17 protein-coding genes are annotated in these 18,084 nt (G+C 74.1%); 8 read left to right on the top strand and 9 right to left on the bottom strand.

Translation table 11 applies throughout. The features are described 5' to 3' along the window. Positions 1 to 61 precede the first annotated feature (61 nt). Entirely contained in the window at positions 62 to 1,162 is a 1,101-nt protein-coding gene (locus Q3W71_RS29570; protein ID WP_302922745.1) for a calcium:proton antiporter, read from the top strand. A gap of 96 nt (positions 1,163 to 1,258) precedes the next feature. Here the strand turns inward: Q3W71_RS29570 and Q3W71_RS29565 are convergent, their stop codons facing one another. Both Q3W71_RS29565 and Q3W71_RS29560 read right to left on the bottom strand, forming a co-directional pair. After that, positions 1,259 to 2,500 carry an RNA polymerase sigma factor gene (locus tag Q3W71_RS29565; RefSeq protein ID WP_302922744.1) on the bottom strand — a complete coding sequence of 414 codons (1,242 nt, stop codon included), beginning with the start codon at positions 2,498 to 2,500 and terminating at the stop codon, positions 1,259 to 1,261. Between the two features lie 7 nt (positions 2,501 to 2,507). Then, on the bottom strand, positions 2,508 to 2,912 hold the full coding sequence (locus Q3W71_RS29560) for a YciI family protein (protein ID WP_302922743.1): 405 nt from the start codon (positions 2,910 to 2,912) through the stop codon (positions 2,508 to 2,510). Positions 2,913 to 3,042: 130 nt separating this feature from the next. On the opposite strand from Q3W71_RS29560, the gene Q3W71_RS29555 reads away from it, so the two are divergent. Together Q3W71_RS29555 and Q3W71_RS29550 are read left to right on the top strand one after the other, a co-directional pair. Then, positions 3,043 to 3,252, top strand: coding sequence for a hypothetical protein (locus tag Q3W71_RS29555; RefSeq protein WP_302922742.1), 210 nt, complete (start codon positions 3,043 to 3,045; stop codon positions 3,250 to 3,252). Between the two features lie 111 nt (positions 3,253 to 3,363). Next, positions 3,364 to 4,113, top strand: coding sequence for a neutral zinc metallopeptidase (locus Q3W71_RS29550; protein WP_302922741.1), 750 nt, complete (start codon positions 3,364 to 3,366; stop codon positions 4,111 to 4,113). Between the two features lie 6 nt (positions 4,114 to 4,119). Here the strand turns inward: Q3W71_RS29550 and Q3W71_RS29545 are convergent, their stop codons facing one another. Next, positions 4,120 to 4,674 carry a hypothetical protein gene (locus Q3W71_RS29545; RefSeq protein ID WP_302922740.1) on the bottom strand — a complete coding sequence of 185 codons (555 nt, stop codon included), beginning with the start codon at positions 4,672 to 4,674 and terminating at the stop codon, positions 4,120 to 4,122. 374 nt (positions 4,675 to 5,048) lie between these two features. On the opposite strand from Q3W71_RS29545, the gene Q3W71_RS29540 reads away from it, so the two are divergent. Continuing rightward, positions 5,049 to 5,699, top strand: a complete 651-nt coding sequence (locus tag Q3W71_RS29540) for an HAD family phosphatase (protein WP_302922813.1) — start codon at positions 5,049 to 5,051, stop codon at positions 5,697 to 5,699. A gap of 51 nt (positions 5,700 to 5,750) precedes the next feature. Here Q3W71_RS29540 and Q3W71_RS29535 read toward each other — a convergent pair whose 3' ends face one another. From Q3W71_RS29535 to Q3W71_RS29515, 5 genes are all read right to left on the bottom strand, one after another. Next, on the bottom strand, positions 5,751 to 8,300 hold the full coding sequence (locus tag Q3W71_RS29535) for an ABC transporter permease (RefSeq protein WP_302922739.1): 2,550 nt from the start codon (positions 8,298 to 8,300) through the stop codon (positions 5,751 to 5,753). Further along, entirely contained in the window at positions 8,300 to 9,070 is a 771-nt protein-coding gene (locus tag Q3W71_RS29530) for an ABC transporter ATP-binding protein (RefSeq protein WP_302922738.1), read from the bottom strand. Before Q3W71_RS29530 ends, Q3W71_RS29535 begins: the two co-directional genes overlap by 1 nt. Positions 9,071 to 9,414: 344 nt before the next feature. Next, a complete protein-coding gene (locus Q3W71_RS29525; protein WP_302922737.1) occupies positions 9,415 to 10,101 on the bottom strand; it encodes a response regulator transcription factor in 687 nt (228 codons plus the stop codon). Between the two features lie 133 nt (positions 10,102 to 10,234). Then, on the bottom strand, positions 10,235 to 11,428 hold the full coding sequence (locus Q3W71_RS29520) for a sensor histidine kinase (RefSeq protein WP_302922736.1): 1,194 nt from the start codon (positions 11,426 to 11,428) through the stop codon (positions 10,235 to 10,237). A gap of 287 nt (positions 11,429 to 11,715) precedes the next feature. Continuing rightward, positions 11,716 to 12,627 (bottom strand): PD-(D/E)XK nuclease family protein, encoded by a 912-nt coding sequence (locus tag Q3W71_RS29515; protein ID WP_302922735.1) that lies wholly within the window; start codon positions 12,625 to 12,627, stop codon positions 11,716 to 11,718. Positions 12,628 to 12,779: 152 nt separating this feature from the next. On the opposite strand from Q3W71_RS29515, the gene Q3W71_RS29510 reads away from it, so the two are divergent. The 3 genes from Q3W71_RS29510 (at position 12,780) to Q3W71_RS29500 (ending at position 15,613) form a co-directional block, all read left to right on the top strand. After that, the gene (locus Q3W71_RS29510; RefSeq protein ID WP_302922812.1) at positions 12,780 to 13,871 is read left to right on the top strand and encodes a M50 family metallopeptidase; all 1,092 of its coding nucleotides are present in this window, start codon (positions 12,780 to 12,782) and stop codon (positions 13,869 to 13,871) included. A 62-nt stretch (positions 13,872 to 13,933) separates the two neighbouring features. Further along, complete coding sequence (locus tag Q3W71_RS29505; RefSeq protein WP_302922811.1) at positions 13,934 to 14,887, top strand: tRNA (adenine-N1)-methyltransferase; 954 nt, start codon at positions 13,934 to 13,936, stop codon at positions 14,885 to 14,887. Positions 14,888 to 15,040: 153 nt separating this feature from the next. Beyond that, positions 15,041 to 15,613 carry a hypothetical protein gene (locus Q3W71_RS29500; RefSeq protein WP_302922734.1) on the top strand — a complete coding sequence of 191 codons (573 nt, stop codon included), beginning with the start codon at positions 15,041 to 15,043 and terminating at the stop codon, positions 15,611 to 15,613. Between the two features lie 77 nt (positions 15,614 to 15,690). On the opposite strand, the gene Q3W71_RS29495 is transcribed toward Q3W71_RS29500, so the two are convergent. Beyond that, positions 15,691 to 15,984 (bottom strand): ferredoxin, encoded by a 294-nt coding sequence (locus tag Q3W71_RS29495; protein ID WP_302922733.1) that lies wholly within the window; start codon positions 15,982 to 15,984, stop codon positions 15,691 to 15,693. Between the two features lie 178 nt (positions 15,985 to 16,162). On the opposite strand from Q3W71_RS29495, the gene arc reads away from it, so the two are divergent. After that, on the top strand, positions 16,163 to 17,944 hold the full coding sequence (arc, locus tag Q3W71_RS29490; protein WP_302922732.1) for a proteasome ATPase: 1,782 nt from the start codon (positions 16,163 to 16,165) through the stop codon (positions 17,942 to 17,944). Positions 17,945 to 18,084 lie beyond the last annotated feature (140 nt).

Below are 18,084 nucleotides of genomic sequence, written 5' to 3'. Positions count from 1 at the left end.
GTACGGTGGTCATGACCTCGGGTGGTGGTCACATGATCCAGTTTCCTGGCAGGGTTGAGTGATGGCCGCTCAGCTCCGCGCTCGTCTGACCGACTGGACCGTGATCGTGCCGCTGCTGGCGGTGCTGTTGCTGATCCTGACCTGGGGAAGCGAGTTGTCGGGCCCGCTCGTGGTGGTGGTGGCCGCCTTCCTGGCCGGCGCGGTGCTGGCCGCCGTGCACCACGCCGAGGTGGTCGCGCACCGGGTGGGGGAGCCGTTCGGCTCGCTGGTGCTCGCGGTGGCGGTCACCGTCATCGAGGTCGCCCTGATCGTCACGCTGATGATCAGCGGCGGGGAGAAGACCCAGTCGCTGGCCCGGGACACCGTCTTCGCCGCCGTGATGATCACCTGTAACGGGATCCTCGGCCTGTCGCTGCTGATCGGCGCGCTGCGCCGGCGGGTGGCGGTGTTCAACTCCGAGGGCACCGGCGGGGCACTGGCCACCGTGGCCACCCTCGCCACGCTCAGCCTGGTGGTGCCGACCTTCACCACGAGCCGCCCCGGCCCGCAGTTCAGCCCGGCTCAGCTGGCCTTCGCCGCGGTGGCCTCGCTGGCGCTGTACGGGCTGTTCGTCCTGGTCCAGACCGGCCGGCACCGGGACTACTTCCTGCCGGTCACCAGCGAGGGCGCGGTGATCGAGAGCGACGGTCACGCCGCACCGCCGTCGACCCGCAAAGCGCTGATCAGCCTCGCCCTGCTGCTCGTCTCGCTGGTAGCGGTGGTCGGCGACGCCAAGTCGGTCTCCCCGACGATCGAGGCCGCCACCGCCAAGGCCAACCTGCCGCACTCGTTCGTCGGCGTGCTCATCGCGCTGCTGGTGCTGCTGCCCGAGACCCTGGCAGCGGTCCGCGCGGCGCGCCGGGACCGGGTGCAGATCAGCCTGAACCTGGCCCTCGGCTCGGCGATGGCCAGCATCGGGCTGACCATCCCGGCAATAGCGCTGGCCATGATCTGGCTGGAGGGCCCGCTGGTGCTCGGCCTCGGCGGCACCCAGATGACCCTGCTCGCCCTCACCGTGGTCAGCGGGGTGCTGACCGTGGTGCCGGGGCGCGCCACCCTGTTGCAGGGCGGCGTCCACCTGGTGCTGCTCGCCGCCTTCGTCTTCCTCGCCGCCAGCCCCTGACCCGGCGCCACCGCAGCGCCCCGGCGCTGCCTCACGCGCCCCGGCGCTGCCGCACGCGCCCAGCGCGCCGCGGCGCTGCCGCAGGCGCCCGGCGCCTCACCCGCCGTCGAGGCGGTCGGCCCGGGCGTGCAGGTAGCGCTGCTGGGCCAGGTTGGTCGACCGGGCGGCGGCCGCCCGGTAGGCGTCCCGGGCGGCGGTCCGGTCGCCGAGCAGTTCCAGCAGGTGCGCGCGGACGGCCGGCAGACGCGCGTCGCCGTCCAGCCGGCCGTCGGCGGCCAGCGCGTCGACCAGGGCGAGTCCGACCGCGGCGCCCCGGCTCATGGCCACCGCCACCGCGTGGTTGAGCGCCACCACCGGACTGTCGGAGACCTGCCGCAGCACCTCGTACAGCGCGGTGATCTGGGCCCAGTCGGTCGCCTCGGCGCTCGGCGCCTCGTCGTGCACGGCGGCGATCGCCGCCTGCACCTGGTAGGGGCCGACCCGGCCGCGGGGGAGCGCGGCGGTGACCAGGGCGATGCCCTCGGCGATCTGGCCGGCCTTCCACCGGCTGCGGTCCTGCTCGGCCATCGGCACCAGTTCGCCGTGCGGGCCGGTGCGCGCCGGCGCCCGCGCGTCGGTGAGCAGCATCAGCGCGAGCAGCCCGGTGACCTCCGGGTCGTCCGGCAGCAGCCGGTGCAGCAGGCGGGTCAGCCGGATCGCCTCGGCGGCCAGGTCGGCGCGGAGCAGGGCCGGGCCGGCGGTGCTGGCGTACCCCTCGTTGAAGATCAGGTAAAGCACGTGCAGGACGGCGGCGAGGCGCGCGGCACGCTCGGGCCCGACCGGCATCGCGAAGGGCAGTCCACTGTCGCGGATGCGCTGCTTGCCGCGGGTGATCCGGCGGGTCATCGTGGCCTCCGGCACCAGGAACGCCCGGGCCACCTCGGCGGTGCTCAACCCGCCGACGGCGCGCAGCGTGAGCGCGATCTGGGAGGCCGGCGACAGCGCCGGATGACAGCACAGGAACAGCAGGGTGAGGGTGTCGTCGGTGTCGGCCGGCGGCCGGTCGGCGGCCGGAGCCAGCCGTTGCTCGGGCAGCACCCGGCGGGCCACCGCGTCCTCCCGCCGCTGCCGGGCCTGCTCGCTGCGCAGCAGGTCGGTCAGCCGGCGGGACGCCACGGTGATCAGCCAGGCCCGCGGGTTGTCGGGTACGCCGTCGCGCGGCCAGCCGGTGGCCGCCGCGATCAGCGCCTCCTGGGTGGCGTCCTCGGCGGTGTCGAAGTGGCCGTACCGGCGGACGAGCGCCCCGAGGACCTGCGGCGCCAGCCGGCGCAGCAGGTCCTCGACACGTTCCCCGGGCATCGCCGGCTCAGCCGTCCAGGTCGGCGATGCCCTCGGCGACCGGCCGCACGTCCACGTACTCGCCGGGGGCGTCCGGGTTGACGAAGGTGGCGGCGATCTCGGTGGCCCGGTCGAAGCTGTCGCACTCCACGATGGTGTAGCCGGCCAGCACCTCCTGCGTCTCCGGGTAGGGCCCATCGGTGACCACCGGCAGCCCGCCGCTGAGCTGCACCCGGCGGGCGTGCACCGGGGCGACCAGCCCGCGCGCGTCCACCAGTTCACCGGACTCGGCCAGCGCCTGGTGGATCTTCTCCATGTGGGCGTGCATGGCGGCGACCTCCTCGGCGGACATGGCCGGCTTGTCGGCCGCGGGCCGGCCGGCCAGCACGTCGTAGTCGCGCTGGGAGCCGTACAGCAGGATCATGTACTTCATCGCGAATCCTCCTCGTCGGCGCCGGTGCGGCGCCCTCACCGGAGACGTCGGCGCCGCCCGCCGGTTCCGGACACCGAGGGGTGGAGCCTACGTCCGCGGCACGGGTGCCGGGGTCGACTACCGTCGACGCATGACGATGTGGATGCTGCTCGGCGGTGTCGCGGTGGTGATCCTCGGGGCGTTCGCCTGGGTGGGCTGGCGGGACCGCCGGCGGCTCAGCGGGCCCGACGACACGCGCGCCGACCGGGACGCGCGCGCCAGCCAGCACGCGCACGAGGTGCGGCGACACGCCTCCCCGGGGCAGGAGTGGTCGGCGCGCAACGAGACGCAGGGGTTCTGAACGCTCCGCGTGGGTGAACCGCCGTGGCCGTGGCGCCGTGGATCACGGCGAGGGCATGACGGACGTGCCGTCGGGGTACTGCACGGGCATCGCCGACGCCGGGAGGGCACTGTGACGGCACGTTCGCATCGGCGGTCGCGCGGGTCGCTGGCCGGGTTGGTGGTGGCGTTGGTGGCGACCGCCGGCTGTTTCGTCGGCGGCGTCTCCGAACCGGACGGTGGCGAGCCCGCGCCGCAGCGTCCCGGGGCATCCGCCTCGCCCGGGGCGGGGCAGACCCGGGCGGACGGCACCACCAGCGTCGAGGAGTTCCAGCAGGACGTCCGCGACGCGCAGAGCATCGCCGAGCGGTACTGGGCCGAGCAGTTCCGGGCTTCGGGTGAGCGGTTCCGGCCGGTGCGGCGGATCATCCCGTACCAGCGCGGCGGCGAGGTGACCTGCGGCGGGCAGGAGATTCCCCGCAACAACGCCGTCTACTGCTCGGCCGGCGACTTCATCGCCTACGACGTGCGCTGGTCGGTGGGGGCGTTCCGGCAGGTCGGCGACGCGTTCGTGTTCTACCTGCTGGGCCACGAGTACGCGCACGCCATCCAGGTCCGGCTCGGCATCCGCTACAGCTTCACCATCCAGCAGGAGTTGCAGGCCGACTGCATGGCCGGGGCGTACCTGGGGGACTCGGTGCGCGGCGGGGTGCTGACCCTCGACGAGGGCGACCTGGACGAGTTCCGCGAAGGGCTGCTCGCGGTCGGCGACGACCCCGACCAGCCGTGGTTCGCGGAGGGCTCGCACGGCACCGCCGAACAGCGCACCGAGTCCTTCTTCCGCGGCTACGAGCGGTCCCTGGCGGCCTGCGACCTGGGCTGAGCCGGTTCAGCCCTCGCCCCACCACTGGCTCACCAGCACCGACGCGCCGCCGCCGTTGTCGCCCAGGTTCGGGTCGTTGAAGGAGAAGATCACCCGAGGGTTCAGGCCGGCGCTGTAGTAGAGCAGGCAGCCGCTGTCCGTACCGACCGGGAACCACCGGCCGGGGCCGTAGGAGAGGCCGTTCCTCAGCACCAGCACGGACCCCTCGGTGACCTTGGCGATCAGCGCGTACCGGGGCGCGTCCGGCGCGGGCCACCCGGTGCCACCCGCCGGCCACTCGCCGGCGATCGACTTCTGGGTGCCCCAGTGGTCGATGCGGATCCGGCCCTGCGCGGACACCCGGAGGACGTCCCGGTCCAGGATGCCCACCGGGGTCGGCCACACGGTCTGCCGGTTGCCCGGCGCGGACCACGGCTGGTCGTCGGCGTGCTGGGGCGGGGCCAGGTCGTAGCAGCGGTCCAGCGGCAGGCTGGCCGCCGCGGCCGGGGCCGCCGGCCAGAGCGCGGCGGTGAGCGCGAGAACGACCACCGTGCACCGGGACAGCAGGGATCGGACGCGCATCGGCGACCTCCTCGGGCGACGGGCCACCGTGACGGCGGCCGGCTGCGCCCAGTCTGCGACCGGCCCGCAAGCCCCCCGCCCGCGCGGCAGCCGGAGCCCGCCCGCAAGTCCGCCGCCCGCGCGGCAGCCGGAGCCCGCCCGCAAGTCCGCCGCCCGCGCGGCAGCCGGAGCCCGGCCCGCCCCGGCCACGGCCTGCCGCCCACGCCACCGCGGCACGCCCGTCGTGCCCGGCCCCGACCGCGCCCTGCCCGCGCTCGCCGGTGCCGGCCGTCGGGTAGGTCACCCGGACGGCACCTCGGGCCGGCAGTCGCGCGGGAAGTTGAGAGGATCGCCGGGTGACCGCTGATCCGCTGCCCAACCGCCATCCCGCCGCCGTGCTCTTCGACATGGACGGCACCCTGGTCGACAGCGAGAAGCTGTGGGACGTCGCGCTCAACGAACTGGCGGCCGAGTACGGCGGCACCCTCTCCGACGCGGCCCGCAAGGCGATGGTCGGCACCAGCATGGCCGCCTCGATGCGGCTGCTGCACGACGACCTGGGCCAGCCGGAACGCGACCCGCTGGTCAGCGCGGCGTGGATCGACGCCCGGATCCTGGAGCTGTTCCGCACCGGGCTGCGCTGGCGCCCCGGCGCGCTGGCCCTGCTGCGGGCGGTCCGGGCGGCGGGCATCCCCACCGCCCTGGTCACCTCCAGCGTCCGGCCGCTGGTCGAGGTGGCACTGGACACCCTGGGCCGGGACAGCTTCGACGCGGTGGTCTGCGGCGACGAGGTGGACGCCACCAAGCCGCACCCGGAGCCGTACCTGACCGCCGCCCGGCTGCTCGACGTGCCGATCGCCCGCTGCGTGGCGATCGAGGACTCGCCGACCGGAGTGGCCAGCGCGCTCGCCGCCGGGGCGGCGGTGCTCGCCGTACCCGCCGAGGTGCCGATCGCCGCGACGGCCGGCGTACACCAGCTGGAGAGCCTGACCGGCGCGGACCTGGAGCTGCTGGCCGCCCTGTTGGGCGAGGCGCCAGCCCGATGACGCGCGGAGGGGCCCGCCGGTCGGCGGGCCCCTCCGTCTGCGACGGCGACCTCAGTCGTGGGCGATGGCGCCCAGCACGTTGATCCGGGCGGCCCGGACCGCCGGCAGCACCGCGGCGATCACGCCGACGATCGCGGCCAGGCCGAGCATGACCCCCATCTGGTCCCAGGGCAGCACCAGGTCGGTGATCCCCTCGTCCTTCAGCGCCTCGACCACCGCGGCGCCGAGCCCGCTGCCGACCGCCACGCCGAGCAGCGCGCCGAACACCGAGATCACCACCGCCTCGACGGTGATCATGCGCATGGTCTGCGCCCGGCGCAGCCCGATCGCCCGCAGCAGGCCCAGCTCCCGGGTGCGCTCCAGCACCGACAGCGCCAGCGTGTTGATGATGCCGAGTACGGCGATCACGATGGCCAGCGCCAGCAGGATCTGGATCATCGTGAGCAGCCCGTCCAGCTGGCCAGCCTGCTGCTCGATGAACGCGTCCCGGTCGGCCACCGACACCTCGGGGGAGTCGGCCAGCAGCGCCTCGACCTGCGGCTGCACCGAGGCCACCGAGGTGCCGGGGGCCAGTTGGATGTAGCCCTGGATCGGCTGCGGGATGCTGAAGTCGCGGGCCGCCGCCGGCGGCAGCACCACCGGGTTGGTCAGCTGCGAGCTGGCGTAGATGCCGCTCACCGTGTAGGTGCGCGCCTCGCCGCGGGCCAGCTGCACCGGCACCTGGGAGCCGACGGAGAGCCCGCGCGACTTCGCGGTGTCCGAGCTGACCAGCATCTGGTCCGGCGCGAGCCGGTCGATGTCACCGGCGGTCGGGGTGGCCCCGAAGATCTGCCGCAGCGAGGCCACCTCGCTGCTGGCCGCCACCCAGGTCCGTTCGCCGCCGACCAGCGCCATGTCGCCGTACTCGCCGTCGACCATGCGTACGCCGGGGATCGCCGCGGCCTTCTCCAGCACCGCCGGGTCGAAGCTCGGCGGCCGCGGGCCGCTCTGCACCCCGGCGATCACCAGTTCGGCCTTGATGGTGTCCTGGGCCAGGCCGCTGATGCTGCTCTTGGCCGAGTCCAGGATCACCGTCACGCCGGTGACCAGCGCGATGCCGACCATCAGCGCGGCGGCGGTGATCGCGGTACGCCGCGGGTTGCGGCCGGAGTTGAGCCGGCCCAGCTTGCCCGGCACCGACCAGGCGAAGATCGCCCCGAGCAGGCTCACCACCGGCCGGCTGATCAGCGGGGTCAGCAGCGCCACGCCGATGAAGGCGAACAGCACCCCACCGAGGATGGTGGCCAGGGTGTTGTCGCCGGCGTTGCCGGTCAGGCCCAGGGCCAGCAGCGTCGCGCCGATCGCGGTGACCACGCCACCGGCGATGGTGATCTTGGTGAGTGGGCGGTCCGGGGTGGCCACGTCCTGCATCGCCGCGATCGGCGGGATCCGGGACGCCCGCAGCGCCGGCAGCAGCGCCGCCACCACGGTGATGATCAGGCCGACCGCGAACGCGCCGATCACCGCGGCCGCCGGCACGCCGAGCCCGGCCAGGGTGAGGCCCCCGGCGAAGGTGCTGAACAGGTACGCCAGCAGCGCGCCGATGCCGATGCCGGCGCCCAGGCCGAGCACCGAGGCGATCAGGCCCACCGCGATGGCCTCCAGCACCACCGAGCCGATGATCTGCTTGCCGCTGGCGCCGATGGCCCGCATCAGCGCCAGCTCCCGGGTGCGCTGGGCCACGATGATCGAGAAGGTGTTCAGGATCAGGAAGGTGCCCACCAGCAGGGCCACCGCGGCGAAGCCGAGCAGGATCCGGTTGAAGAAGGTCAGCGCCTCCTTCAGCCCGGCCGCCGCGTCGGCGGAGAGCTGCTCGCCCGTCTTGACCTCGTAGCCGGCACCCACGGCGGCGGCCACCGCGTCGCGCAGCGACTCGTCGGATACCCCGTCGGCGGCCTTGATCGACACGCTGTTGTAGGTGTCCGGCGCGCCGAGCATCAGCTTCTGCGCCACCGGAGTGGTGAACATGATCTCGTTGGCGCCGCCGATCGAGTCCCGGCCACCGCTGTAGCCGAAGACGCCGACGATGGTGAACTCGCGCTTCGGCTCCAGGGTCAGCACGCCCACCCGGTCGCCGACCTTCACCTTCCCGGCCGTCGCGAGCGCCTTGTTGATCACGATCTCGTCGTCGGCCTGCGGCCCGCGGCCCTCGCGCAGCTGCACCAGGTCGCTCTCCCCGGTCCAGTTCTCACCCAGCTGCGGCGGGCCGAAGGAGGTCACCACCTTGCCGTTGCTGCCGATCATCCGCGCACCGTCGGCGGCCACCACCCCGGTGGCCTCGGCCACCCCGGGCACCGCCTTCACCGTGTCGAGGGTGGCCGCCGGGAACGGCGGACTGACCTGCTCGCCCTCGGTCTCGCCGAGCGCGATCTTCGGCTTGGCGGCGACGTTGACGTCGACCCCCTCGTACGCGTCGGCGAAGATCGCGTCGAAGGAGCGGCCGAGGGTGTCGGTGAGCACGAAGGCGCCGGAGACGAACATGACCCCGAGCACCACCGCCAGGCCGGACAGGATGAGCCGGACCTTGCGGGCCAGCAGGCTCTTCAGTGTCGCCCGGAACATCAGTTGCCCACCTCGGCGGCGTGGGTGTCCAGCTTCTTCATGGTGTCCAGCACCGTCTCGGCGGTCGGCTCGATCAGCTCGGAGACGATCTGCCCGTCGGCGAGGAAGACCACCCGGTCGGCGTACGCGGCGGCGGTCGGGTCGTGGGTGACCATGACGATGGTCTGCCCGTGCTCGCGCACCGAGTTGCGCAGGAAGTTGAGCACCTCGGCGCCGGCCCGGGAGTCCAGGTTGCCGGTCGGCTCGTCGGCGAAGATCACCTCGGGGCGGGAGACCAGCGCCCGGGCGCAGGCCACCCGCTGCTGCTGGCCGCCGGAGAGCTGCGCCGGGCGGTGGTCCAGCCGGTCCCGCAGCCCGACCGTGGCGATCACCGTGTCGTACCAGGCCGGGTCGGGCTTGCGGCCGGCGATCGACAGCGGCAGCAGGATGTTCTCCTTGGCCGTCAGCGTCGGCAGCAGGTTGAACTGCTGGAAGATGAAGCCCACCTTGTCCCGGCGCAGCTTGGTCAGCCCCGAGTCGCCGAGGCCGGTGACCGTGGTGTCGCCGATCGACACGGTGCCCCGGGTCACCGAGTCCAGCCCGGCCAGGCAGTGCATCAGCGTCGACTTGCCCGACCCGGACGGCCCCATGATCGCCGTGAACCGGCCCTGCTCGAACTCCGCGCTCACCCCCCGCAGCGCGACGACCTGCGCCTCGCCGCTGCCGTACACCTTCCACACGTCGTTCGCCCGGGCCGCGGCCTGCGCCTGCCGGCCTACCGTCGCGGTCACGTCATGCACCTCTTCCGTCTGAATTCGATCCGCGCCGCCCCCGCTGGTCCGGCGCGGCAGTCCCCATCATCTGTGCTCCCCGGCGGCGATCCGTCCGACTCCGGGTGGAAGCGGTGCGGATTTCGCGCTGCGGGTGCCCCCCATCGCCGGCTCAGGGTTGCCCCTGAGCCGGCCGCCGGTCGAGCGCTTTACCGCCGGCCGGGACCGATCCTGCACACTGGCGCCGCGTCAGGGTCAACCGCGCCGCGCCGTCTTCCGTCACGGTAGGTGACCGCGACAACCGCGCCGTCGCCCCGCCGGCGCATCCTCGGGTACGCCCCGGGCGGTAGCCGGGCGGGCCCGGCCTACGCCCGGGGACGGACCAGTCCCGACTCGTACGCCAGCACCACCGCCTGCACCCGGTCGCGCAGCCCCAGCTTGGTCAGCACGTGCCCGACGTGGGTCTTGATGGTGGTCTCGCTGACCGACAGCGCCCGGGCGATCTCGGCGTTCGACAGGCCCCGGGCGACGTGCACCAGCACCTCCCGCTCCCGCTCGGTGAGCCCGTCCAGCGCCCGTGGCGGGGTCGCCGCCGGGTCCGGGAGCACGTCGGCGAAGCGGTCCAGCAGCCGCTTGAGGATCCGGGGGGCGACCACCGCGTCCCCGCCGGCCACCGTGCGGATCGCGGCCACCAGGTCGTCGGCCGGCACGTCCTTGGCCAGGAAGCCGCTCGCCCCGGCGCGCAGCGCCCCCACCACGTACTCGTCGAGGTCGAAGGTGGTCAGGATCAGCACCCGCACCGGCAGCCGGGCGTCGACGATGGCCCGGGTGGCGGCGACCCCGTCCATCCGGGGCATCCGGATGTCCATCAGCACCACGTCGGGCAGCAGCCGCCGGGACAGCTCCACCGCCTCCACGCCGTCGCCGGCCTCGGCGACGATGTCCAGGTCGTCCTCGGCGCCGAGCACCATCCGGAACCCGGTACGCAGCAGCGGCTGGTCGTCGGCGAGCAGGATCCGCACCGGCCGCGCCGGCGCCGTCGGGTCGGTCATCCGCTCTCCCTGTCCTGCTGCCGTCGTCCGGCCGCTGTCCCTGGTCCTGCCGCTGGGCCGCCCCGTCGGGTGGTCCGGCGCCGCGCGTGCCGGCCGACGCTCGGGCCGACCGTCGGTGCCGTCCGCCGGGCCGTCACACCGGGCGGACCGCCGCGGGCTCCACCGGAATCCTCGCGTACACCCGAAAGCCGCCGCCGGGGCGCGCCCCGATGCGCAGGACCCCACCGTAGAGGCCGACCCGCTCGCGCATCCCCACCAATCCGTGCCCGATCCGGTCGGTGTCGGGCAGCGGCCCGCGCCCGGTGTCGGTCACCTCCACCTCGACCGCGTCCACGCCGAAGCCCAGCCGCACCTGGGCGGTGGCCGTGCCGGCGTGCTTGAGGGCGTTGGTCAGCGCCTCCTGCGCGATCCGGTACAGGGTCAGCGCCACCCCCTGCTCCATCTCGCCGGGGGTGCCCTCGACCCGCAGGGTGACCGGCAGGCCCGCCTCGCGGACCTGGTCGACGAGGGTCTCGATGCCGGTCAGCCCCGGTTGCGGGGCCAGGTCGGCGGCCGGCTCGGCGTCGGTGCGCAGCACGTCCAGCAGCCGGCGCAGCTCCCGCAGGGTGGCCCGGCCGGTCTCCTCGATGGTGGCCACCGCCTCGTCGGCCGCGTCCGGGTCCCGGCGCAGCACCCGACGCGCCCCGGTGGCCAGCACCCCCATCACGCTGACGTGGTGGGCGACCACGTCGTGCAGTTCCCGGGCGATGCGCCGGCGCTCGTCGGCGACCGCCTGCTCGGCCAGCGCCCGCTGGTTCTCCTCGGCCACCCGGGCGCGCTCGCGCAACGCCTCCGTCGACATCCGGCGGGCGTGCACGGTCCGCCCGACCGAGAACGCCACCGCCCCGACCAGCAGGTTGTTCAGCACCAGGTAGGCGGGGCCGATCTCCAGGCCGCCGACCGGTGGCGCGACCGTGTTGACCACCGCCACGGGCAGCCACAGCCCGGCCGCGGCGGCCGACGCCGCGCGTACCGGCCGGCGGGCGGCGATGGTGTAGGTGAGCACGATGCAGGTCAGCCCCTGGGTGCCCGGCGCGAGGTGCAGCAGGCCGGGCAGCGCCAACGTCGCCACCGCCGCGCCCACCGCCGGCCACGGCGCCACCCGGCGCAGCGCGGTCGGGGCGGCGCAGAGCGCGCTCCAGCCCAGCGCCGAGGGCAGTGGCCCGGGCCACAGCTCGCGCGGCGTGAGCAGGGTGAAGATCGCCTCGGCCACGATCAGGCCGACGGCGAGCAGCGCGTCGGCGGCCAGCGGGTGCTGGCGCGTCCACTCCCGCGGGCCCGACGTCATACCGCGACGCTAGCCGCCGTGGCGCCGGGCGAAGATCGTCGCCGGTGGTGAGGCGGTCTCCTCCCTGAGGAGGAGACGACCGCCGCCGGCCTCGGGGGCGGGTCGACCGGTGCCGGTCGACCGGTGCGTGCCGGGTCGAGGCGGGCCGACCGTGCGCGCGGGTCGAGGCGGGCCGACCGTGCGTGCCGGGTCGAGGCGGGCCGACCGGTGCGCACGGTCGAGGCGACGCCGGTCCGTCCGGGCCCGGCGCGGGTCGGTGTGGATGCCCGCGGTGGTCGGGTGGTCGGCTACTCGTCGGCGCCGGGCGGCGCCGGGCGGGAGCGGGCGTCGCGCAGCGGATCCGCCGGCTCGGGCACGGGAAAGGGCGGCGGGGTGCCGCCGAAGCTGGGGCAGCGCGCCTGGTGGCTGCACCAGTCGCAGAGCCGGCTCGGCCGGGGGCGGAAATCCCGCTGGGCGGTGGCCTGCTCGATCGCCCGCCACAGCGCCACCACCGTGCGCTCGAAGCGGAGCAGCTCGTCGGCGTCCGGCGCGTAGTCGCAGACCTCGGCGTCCTTGAGGTAGAGCAGCCGGAGCACCCGGGGCACCACGCCGCGGGTGCGCCACAGCACCAGCGCGTAGAACTTCAGCTGGAACAGCGCGCGGGCCTCGAACGCCTCTCGCGGCGCGCCGCCGGTCTTGTAGTCGACCACCCGCAGCGCGCCGTCCGGCGCGACGTCGAGCCGGTCGAGGTAGCCCCGGATGAGCAGCTCGTCGTCGACCACCGCGGAGATCAGGCTCTCCCGCTCGGCCGGCTCCAGCCGGCGCGGATCCTCCACCGCGAAGTAGCCCTCCAGCAGCGCCGCGGCCGAGCGGAGGAACTCGGCCAGGGCTGGCTCGTCGCCCTCGGCGAACAGCCCGGCCAGCTCCGGCTGCTCGGTGACCAGCCGGTCCCACTGGGGGGCCACCAGGTCGCCGGCGGCGTCCGGGGTGCGGCCGCCGGCCGGCAGGTCGAACAGCCGCTCCAGCACCGCGTGCACCAGCGTGCCCCGGGCCTGCTCGACGGTGGGGCGCTCGGGCAGCCGGTCGATGCTGCGGAACCGGTAGAGCAGCGGGCAGGTCTTGAAATCCGCCGCCCGCGACGGCGACAGCGAGGCCCGTACCGTCGGCGGCACCTCTGCCGGGGCCGCGGGCTGCTGGGTGGTCACCGGTTCCGCCGTCATGCCCGGAAGGTTAGGGCACCGGTGTGACACCGCCGCGCCCCGCCGCGCCGCGCGCCGCCGCGGGCCCGGTCCGTAGCATCGATCCGGTGGAGGAGCAGAGCAGGCGACCGCGACCCCGGCCCGGCGGGCGCGCCACGCTGACCGTGGGGCGGGTGTTCGGGGTGCCGCTGCACCTCAACGGCTCGATGCTGCTGCTGGCGGCCCTGGTGACCGTGCTGTACGCCGAGTTCGCCCGCCGCCAGCTGGAGCTGCCGCAGATCAGCGGCTACCTGATCGGCTTCGGCTTCGTCGTCTCGCTGCTCGGCTCGGTGCTGCTGCACGAGCTGGGGCACGCGCTGACCGCCCGCCGGTACGGCATCGGTGTGCGCGGCATCACCCTGGAGCTGCTCGGCGGGTACACCGAGATGGACCGGGACGCGCCCACCCCGCGGGTCGACCTGCTGGTGTCGCTGGCCGGGCCGGCGGTCTCCGCGCTGCTCGGGGTGGCCGCGGTCGCCGCGACCCTCGCCCTGCCCGACCGTACGGTGGCCAACCAGCTCGCCTTCCAGCTCGCGGTGAGCAACGTGATCGTCGCGCTGTTCAACATCCTGCCCGGGCTGCCGCTGGACGGCGGGCGGGCGCTGCGCGCCGCGGTCTGGGCGGTCAGCCGGGACCGGCACCTCGGCACCGAGGTGGCCGGCTGGGTCGGGCGGATCGTGGCCGTGGGCACCGCGCTGCTGGTGGCCGCGCTGACCGCCACCCGGCTGCTGGCGCCGCTGGCGCTGCCGCTGATGCTGCTGGTCGCGTTCACCCTGTGGCGGGGCGCCGGCCAGTCGATCCGGGTGGCCCGGGTCAGCCGCCGGTTCCCGCTGATCGACCTGTCCCGGCTGGCCCGACCGGTGCTGACCGTGCCCACCGGCACCCCGCTGGCCGAGGCGCAACGGCGGCGGGCCGCCGGCGCCGCGCCGGGCGCCGCGCTGCTCGTCGCCGACTCGGCCGGCCGGCCGGTGAGCCTGGTCGACCCGGCCGCCGCGGAGGCGGTGCCGGCGGAGCGCCGGCCCTGGCTGGCGGTCGACGCGGTGGCCCGGTCGCTGGCCGAGCTGCCGGCCCTGCCGGCGGGGCTCGACGGGGAGCGGGTGATGGAGGCCGTCCAGGCCCACCCGGGCGCGCAGTACGTGGTGACCGCAGGCGAAGATGTCGTGGGCATCCTGCACATCGCGGATCTGGCTCAGCTCCTGGAACCTCAACGGAAGATGAACACGTGACCGCAACTCCCTCCGCCGCCCAGGCCGACCCGGGCGCCCCGGCGCCCGCCGACACCCCGGCGCTGCCCCCCGTGCACCGCGGGCCGTTCCGGCCCGGCGACCGGGTGCAGCTGACCGACCCGAAGGGGCGGATGCACACGGTCACCCTGGAACCGGGCAAGGCCTTCCACACCCACCGGGGCATCCTGGAGCACGACGCGCTGATCGGGCTGCCCGACGGCAGCGTGGTCACCACCTCCGGGGGCGGCACCGCGTTCCTGGCGCTGCGGCCGCTGCTGTCGGACTACGTGCTGTCCATGCCGCGCGGCGCGCAGGTGATCTATCCGAAGGACTCCGCCCAGATCGTGGCCATGGGCGACATCTTCCCCGGCGCCAAGGTGCTGGAGGCCGGCGCCGGATCGGGTGCGTTGAGCTGCTCGCTGCTGCGCGCCGTCGGCACCGGGGGGGAGCTGCACTCCTACGAACTGCGCGACGACTTCGCCCAGATCGCCCGGCGCAACGTGGAGGCGTTCTTCAACGGGCCGCACCCGGCCTGGCACCTGCACGTGGGCGACGTCGCCGGGTGCACCGAGACCGGCTTCGACCGGATCATCCTGGACATGCTCACCCCGTGGGAGAGCCTCGACATGGTCGAGCGGGCGCTGCTGCCCGGCGGCGTGTTCATCGGCTACGTGGCCACCACCCCGCAGCTGTCCGAGCTGGTGGAGGCGCTGCGCGAGCGCGGCGGCTGGACCGAGCCGCGGGCCTGGGAGTCGCTGGTGCGCGACTGGCACGCCGAGGGGCTCGCGGTCCGCCCGGACCACCGCATGATCGCGCACACCGCGTTCCTGGTGTCCGCGCGTAAGCTCGCCCCCGGCGTGACCGCGCCGCCGCGGCGGCGCAAGCCCAGCAAGGGCACCGAGGCGTACGTGCAGCGCCGGCAGGCACTGCGCGAGGCCGAGGCGGCCCGGCAGGCGGCGGCCGCCCGGGCCGCCGGGGCGCAGCCCGACTCGACGGAGGAGATGGACAGGCCGTGACGGCGGAATGGGGCGGCTGGGAGTGAACGGGTGGATCCGGCCGGTCGCTGCGGGCCGGGTGGTGCGACCCTCGGGCGGCGGCATGAGCGAGCGGAGCGTCGGGCTCTGCGCGGCCGTGCCCCGTGTCGGTACGTGGCGCGGCGGGGTGCCGGCGTGAGCCGGCCCGGCTTCGGCGGCGGTGACCTGCCGGCGGTGTTCCCGGACTGGTCGCCGTACCAGGATCTGGAATCGGCGGCCCGGGCCTACCTGCGGGACCCGGACGTGGCGCTGGAGGCGCTCGGCGGGGTGCTGCGCGGGGCGTCGGTGCTCGGCTTCACCCTGGAACGCTTCGTCAACGAGGTGAACGGGGTGTGGCAGGAGGTCGTGGTCTGCGACGGCAGCCGGCTCATCCTCTGGCACGGCGAGGACGTCCCGCCGGGGGAGGGGCCGCCCGGCTCGATGACCTCCTCGTTGCGGGTGGTGCCGGTCTCCTCGGTCACCGAGGTGGGCTGCCGGCGCCGGCTCACCCGGGGCGACAACGGCGAGATCCGGGTCGACAGCATCGACGTCTACCTGCTGCTGACCTCGCTGGACGAGGCACCGCCGAGCGAGGAGGTGGCGGGCGCGCCCCGGCACGACGCGTTGCGCTTCGGCAAGACGCTCGACGACGGCGGCGCCGGGCAGATCGCCCGGCTGGAGGAGTTCGCCCGGCTGGTCGCCTCGGTGGTCGGGCGTCCGCTGCTCTGAGCGGGGGCGGGGCGGCGGTGGCCGGCACGGCCGCTCCGCTCCGCCGCCTGCGCGCTCAACCGGAGGAGTCGGGGCGGTCAGTCGTCGGCGTCGGGGCCGGCGATCTCGACGCCGTCGCTGTCGCGCACCACGTGGATGCACTCGCCCGGGCATTCCCGGGCCGAGTCGATCACTTCGAGACGCAGGTGGGCGGGGACGTCGACCCGGCTGCCGGGGGCCTGCCGCAGCTCGCCGTCGGGGCCCTTGACGTACGCCAGGCCGTCGATGTCGAACTCGAAGACCTCCGGCGCGTACTGCACGCACAGCCCGTCGCCGGTGCAGAGGTCCTGGTCCACCCAGACCGTCAGCTGGTCGGTAGCGACCCCGGCCACGGGCGCACCCCCCATGTTCTCCCGTCCCACGCCCCGACGGTACCCGAACGCCCGTTCGGCCCCACCGGCCCACCCTTGGCGATCAAGGTTCGGTGACGAGGGCGTTGCGCGGGACCGAATCGGCCTCATAGCGGCTAGTGTTAGGGCAGAACGTTCAAGCCCCCCGGGGAGGTGGGACGTGGCACGCAGCGACGACGCGGACTCGCGCGCCGCACGGTGGGAGAAGGAGGCCCACGATCTCTCCACGCAGGTCGCGTTCCTGCAAGAGGAACTCGCTCTGGTGCGGCGCAAGTTGACCGAAAGCCCCCGACACGTCCGGCAGCTCGAAGAGCGGCTGGCGGCCACCCAGGCACAGTTGGCGCGGCTGACCGAGAACAACGACCGGCTCGTGAGCACTCTCAAGGAGGCTCGCGCGCAGATCGTGACGCTCAAGGAGGAGATCGACCGCCTCGCGCAACCGCCGAGTGGCTACGGCGTCTTCCTGGCGCGGCACGACGACGGCACGGTGGACGTCTTCACCGGTGGGCGCAAGCTCCGGGTGGCCGTCTCGCCCTCGCTCGACGTGGCCGAGCTGCGGCGCGGCCAGGAGGTGCTGCTCAACGACGCGCTCAACATCGTCGACGCGTTCGGCTTCGAGCGGGTCGGCGAGGTGGTGATGCTCAAGGAGGTCCTCGAGGGCCCCGGCGGCGCTCCGGGCGACCGGGCGCTGGTGGTCTCGCACTCCGACGAGGAGCGGATCGTCCACCTGGCCGACTCCCTGATCGGTGCGCCGATCCGGGCCGGCGACTCGCTCATGATCGAACCGCGCTCGGCGTACGCGTACGAGCGGATCCCCAAGAGCGAGGTCGAGGAACTGGTCCTGGAGGAGGTGCCCGACGTCGACTACACCGACATCGGCGGCCTCCACGCGCAGATCGAGCAGATCCGCGACGCGGTGGAACTGCCGTTCCTGCACGCCGACCTGTTCCGCGAGCACCAGCTCCGCCCGCCGAAGGGGATACTGCTCTACGGCCCGCCCGGCTGTGGCAAGACCCTGATCGCCAAGGCGGTGGCCAACTCGCTGGCCAAGAAGATCGCCGAGCGTCGGGGCGAGGAGAAGCACACCAGCTACTTCCTCAACATCAAGGGCCCGGAGCTGCTCAACAAGTACGTCGGCGAGACCGAGCGGCACATCCGGCTGATCTTCCAGCGAGCCCGGGAGAAGGCCGGCGAGGGCACCCCGGTGATCGTGTTCTTCGACGAGATGGACTCGGTCTTCCGCACCCGCGGCTCCGGCGTCTCCTCCGACGTGGAGAACACCATCGTCCCGCAGCTGCTCAGCGAGATCGACGGTGTCGAGGGCCTGGAGAACGTCATCGTCATCGGCGCCTCCAACCGGGAAGACATGATCGACCCGGCGATCCTGCGGCCCGGCCGGCTCGACGTGAAGATCAAGATCGAGCGGCCGGACGCCGAGGCGGCCAAGGACATCTTCTCCAAGTACATCCTCTCCGGGCTGCCGCTGCACCCGGACGACCTGGCCGAGCACGGCGGCGACCCCCAGGCCACCGTCGCGGCCATGATCGACGCGGTGGTGCTGCGGATGTACTCGGAGACCGAGGAGAACCGCTTCCTCGAGGTCACCTACGCCAACGGCGACAAGGAAGTCCTCTACTTCAAGGACTTCAACTCCGGCGCGATGATCCAGAACATCGTCGACCGGGGCAAGAAGATGGCCATCAAGGAGTTCCTCACCTCCGGCCGCAAGGGGCTGCGCCTGCAGCACCTGCTCGACGCCTGCGTCGACGAGTTCCGCGAGAACGAGGACCTGCCCAACACCACCAACCCGGACGACTGGGCCCGCATCTCCGGCAAGAAGGGGGAGCGGATCGTCTACATCCGCACCCTCGTCTCCGGCGGCAAGGGCGCCGAGGCCGGCCGGTCCATCGAGACCGCCAGCAACACCGGCCAGTACCTGTAACCGCCGGGTCGACGGGCCCGCGGCACGCCGCGGGCCCGTCGCCGTGTCACCCGATGTTCACCCCGGCCGGCGCGCGTCCGGCGGGCGGAACGCCGGGCCCGTCGGTAAGCTTCCGGGCACCGCTTCGCCGACTCGCCGAG

Source organism: Micromonospora sp. C28SCA-DRY-2 (assembly GCF_030519475.1).
Taxonomy (GTDB): Bacteria; Actinomycetota; Actinomycetes; order Mycobacteriales; family Micromonosporaceae; genus Micromonospora.
Note: the sequence above shows the minus strand (reverse complement) of the source record. Positions and strands in the feature narration are given on the sequence as shown.

Excerpts from the sequence above, each read along its gene's own strand:
- Q3W71_RS29570 (WP_302922745.1), top strand. The coding sequence starts at position 62 with ATGGCCGCTCAGCTCCGCGCTCGTCTGACCGACTGGACCGTGATCGTG.
- Q3W71_RS29565 (WP_302922744.1), bottom strand. The coding sequence starts at position 2,500 with ATGCCCGGGGAACGTGTCGAGGACCTGCTGCGCCGGCTGGCGCCGCAG.
- Q3W71_RS29560 (WP_302922743.1), bottom strand. The coding sequence starts at position 2,912 with ATGAAGTACATGATCCTGCTGTACGGCTCCCAGCGCGACTACGACGTG.
- Q3W71_RS29555 (WP_302922742.1), top strand. The coding sequence starts at position 3,043 with ATGACGATGTGGATGCTGCTCGGCGGTGTCGCGGTGGTGATCCTCGGG.
- Q3W71_RS29545 (WP_302922740.1), bottom strand. The coding sequence starts at position 4,674 with ATGCGCGTCCGATCCCTGCTGTCCCGGTGCACGGTGGTCGTTCTCGCG.
- Q3W71_RS29535 (WP_302922739.1), bottom strand. The coding sequence starts at position 8,300 with ATGTTCCGGGCGACACTGAAGAGCCTGCTGGCCCGCAAGGTCCGGCTC.
- Q3W71_RS29525 (WP_302922737.1), bottom strand. The coding sequence starts at position 10,101 with ATGACCGACCCGACGGCGCCGGCGCGGCCGGTGCGGATCCTGCTCGCC.
- Q3W71_RS29520 (WP_302922736.1), bottom strand. The coding sequence starts at position 11,428 with ATGACGTCGGGCCCGCGGGAGTGGACGCGCCAGCACCCGCTGGCCGCC.
- Q3W71_RS29515 (WP_302922735.1), bottom strand. The coding sequence starts at position 12,627 with ATGACGGCGGAACCGGTGACCACCCAGCAGCCCGCGGCCCCGGCAGAG.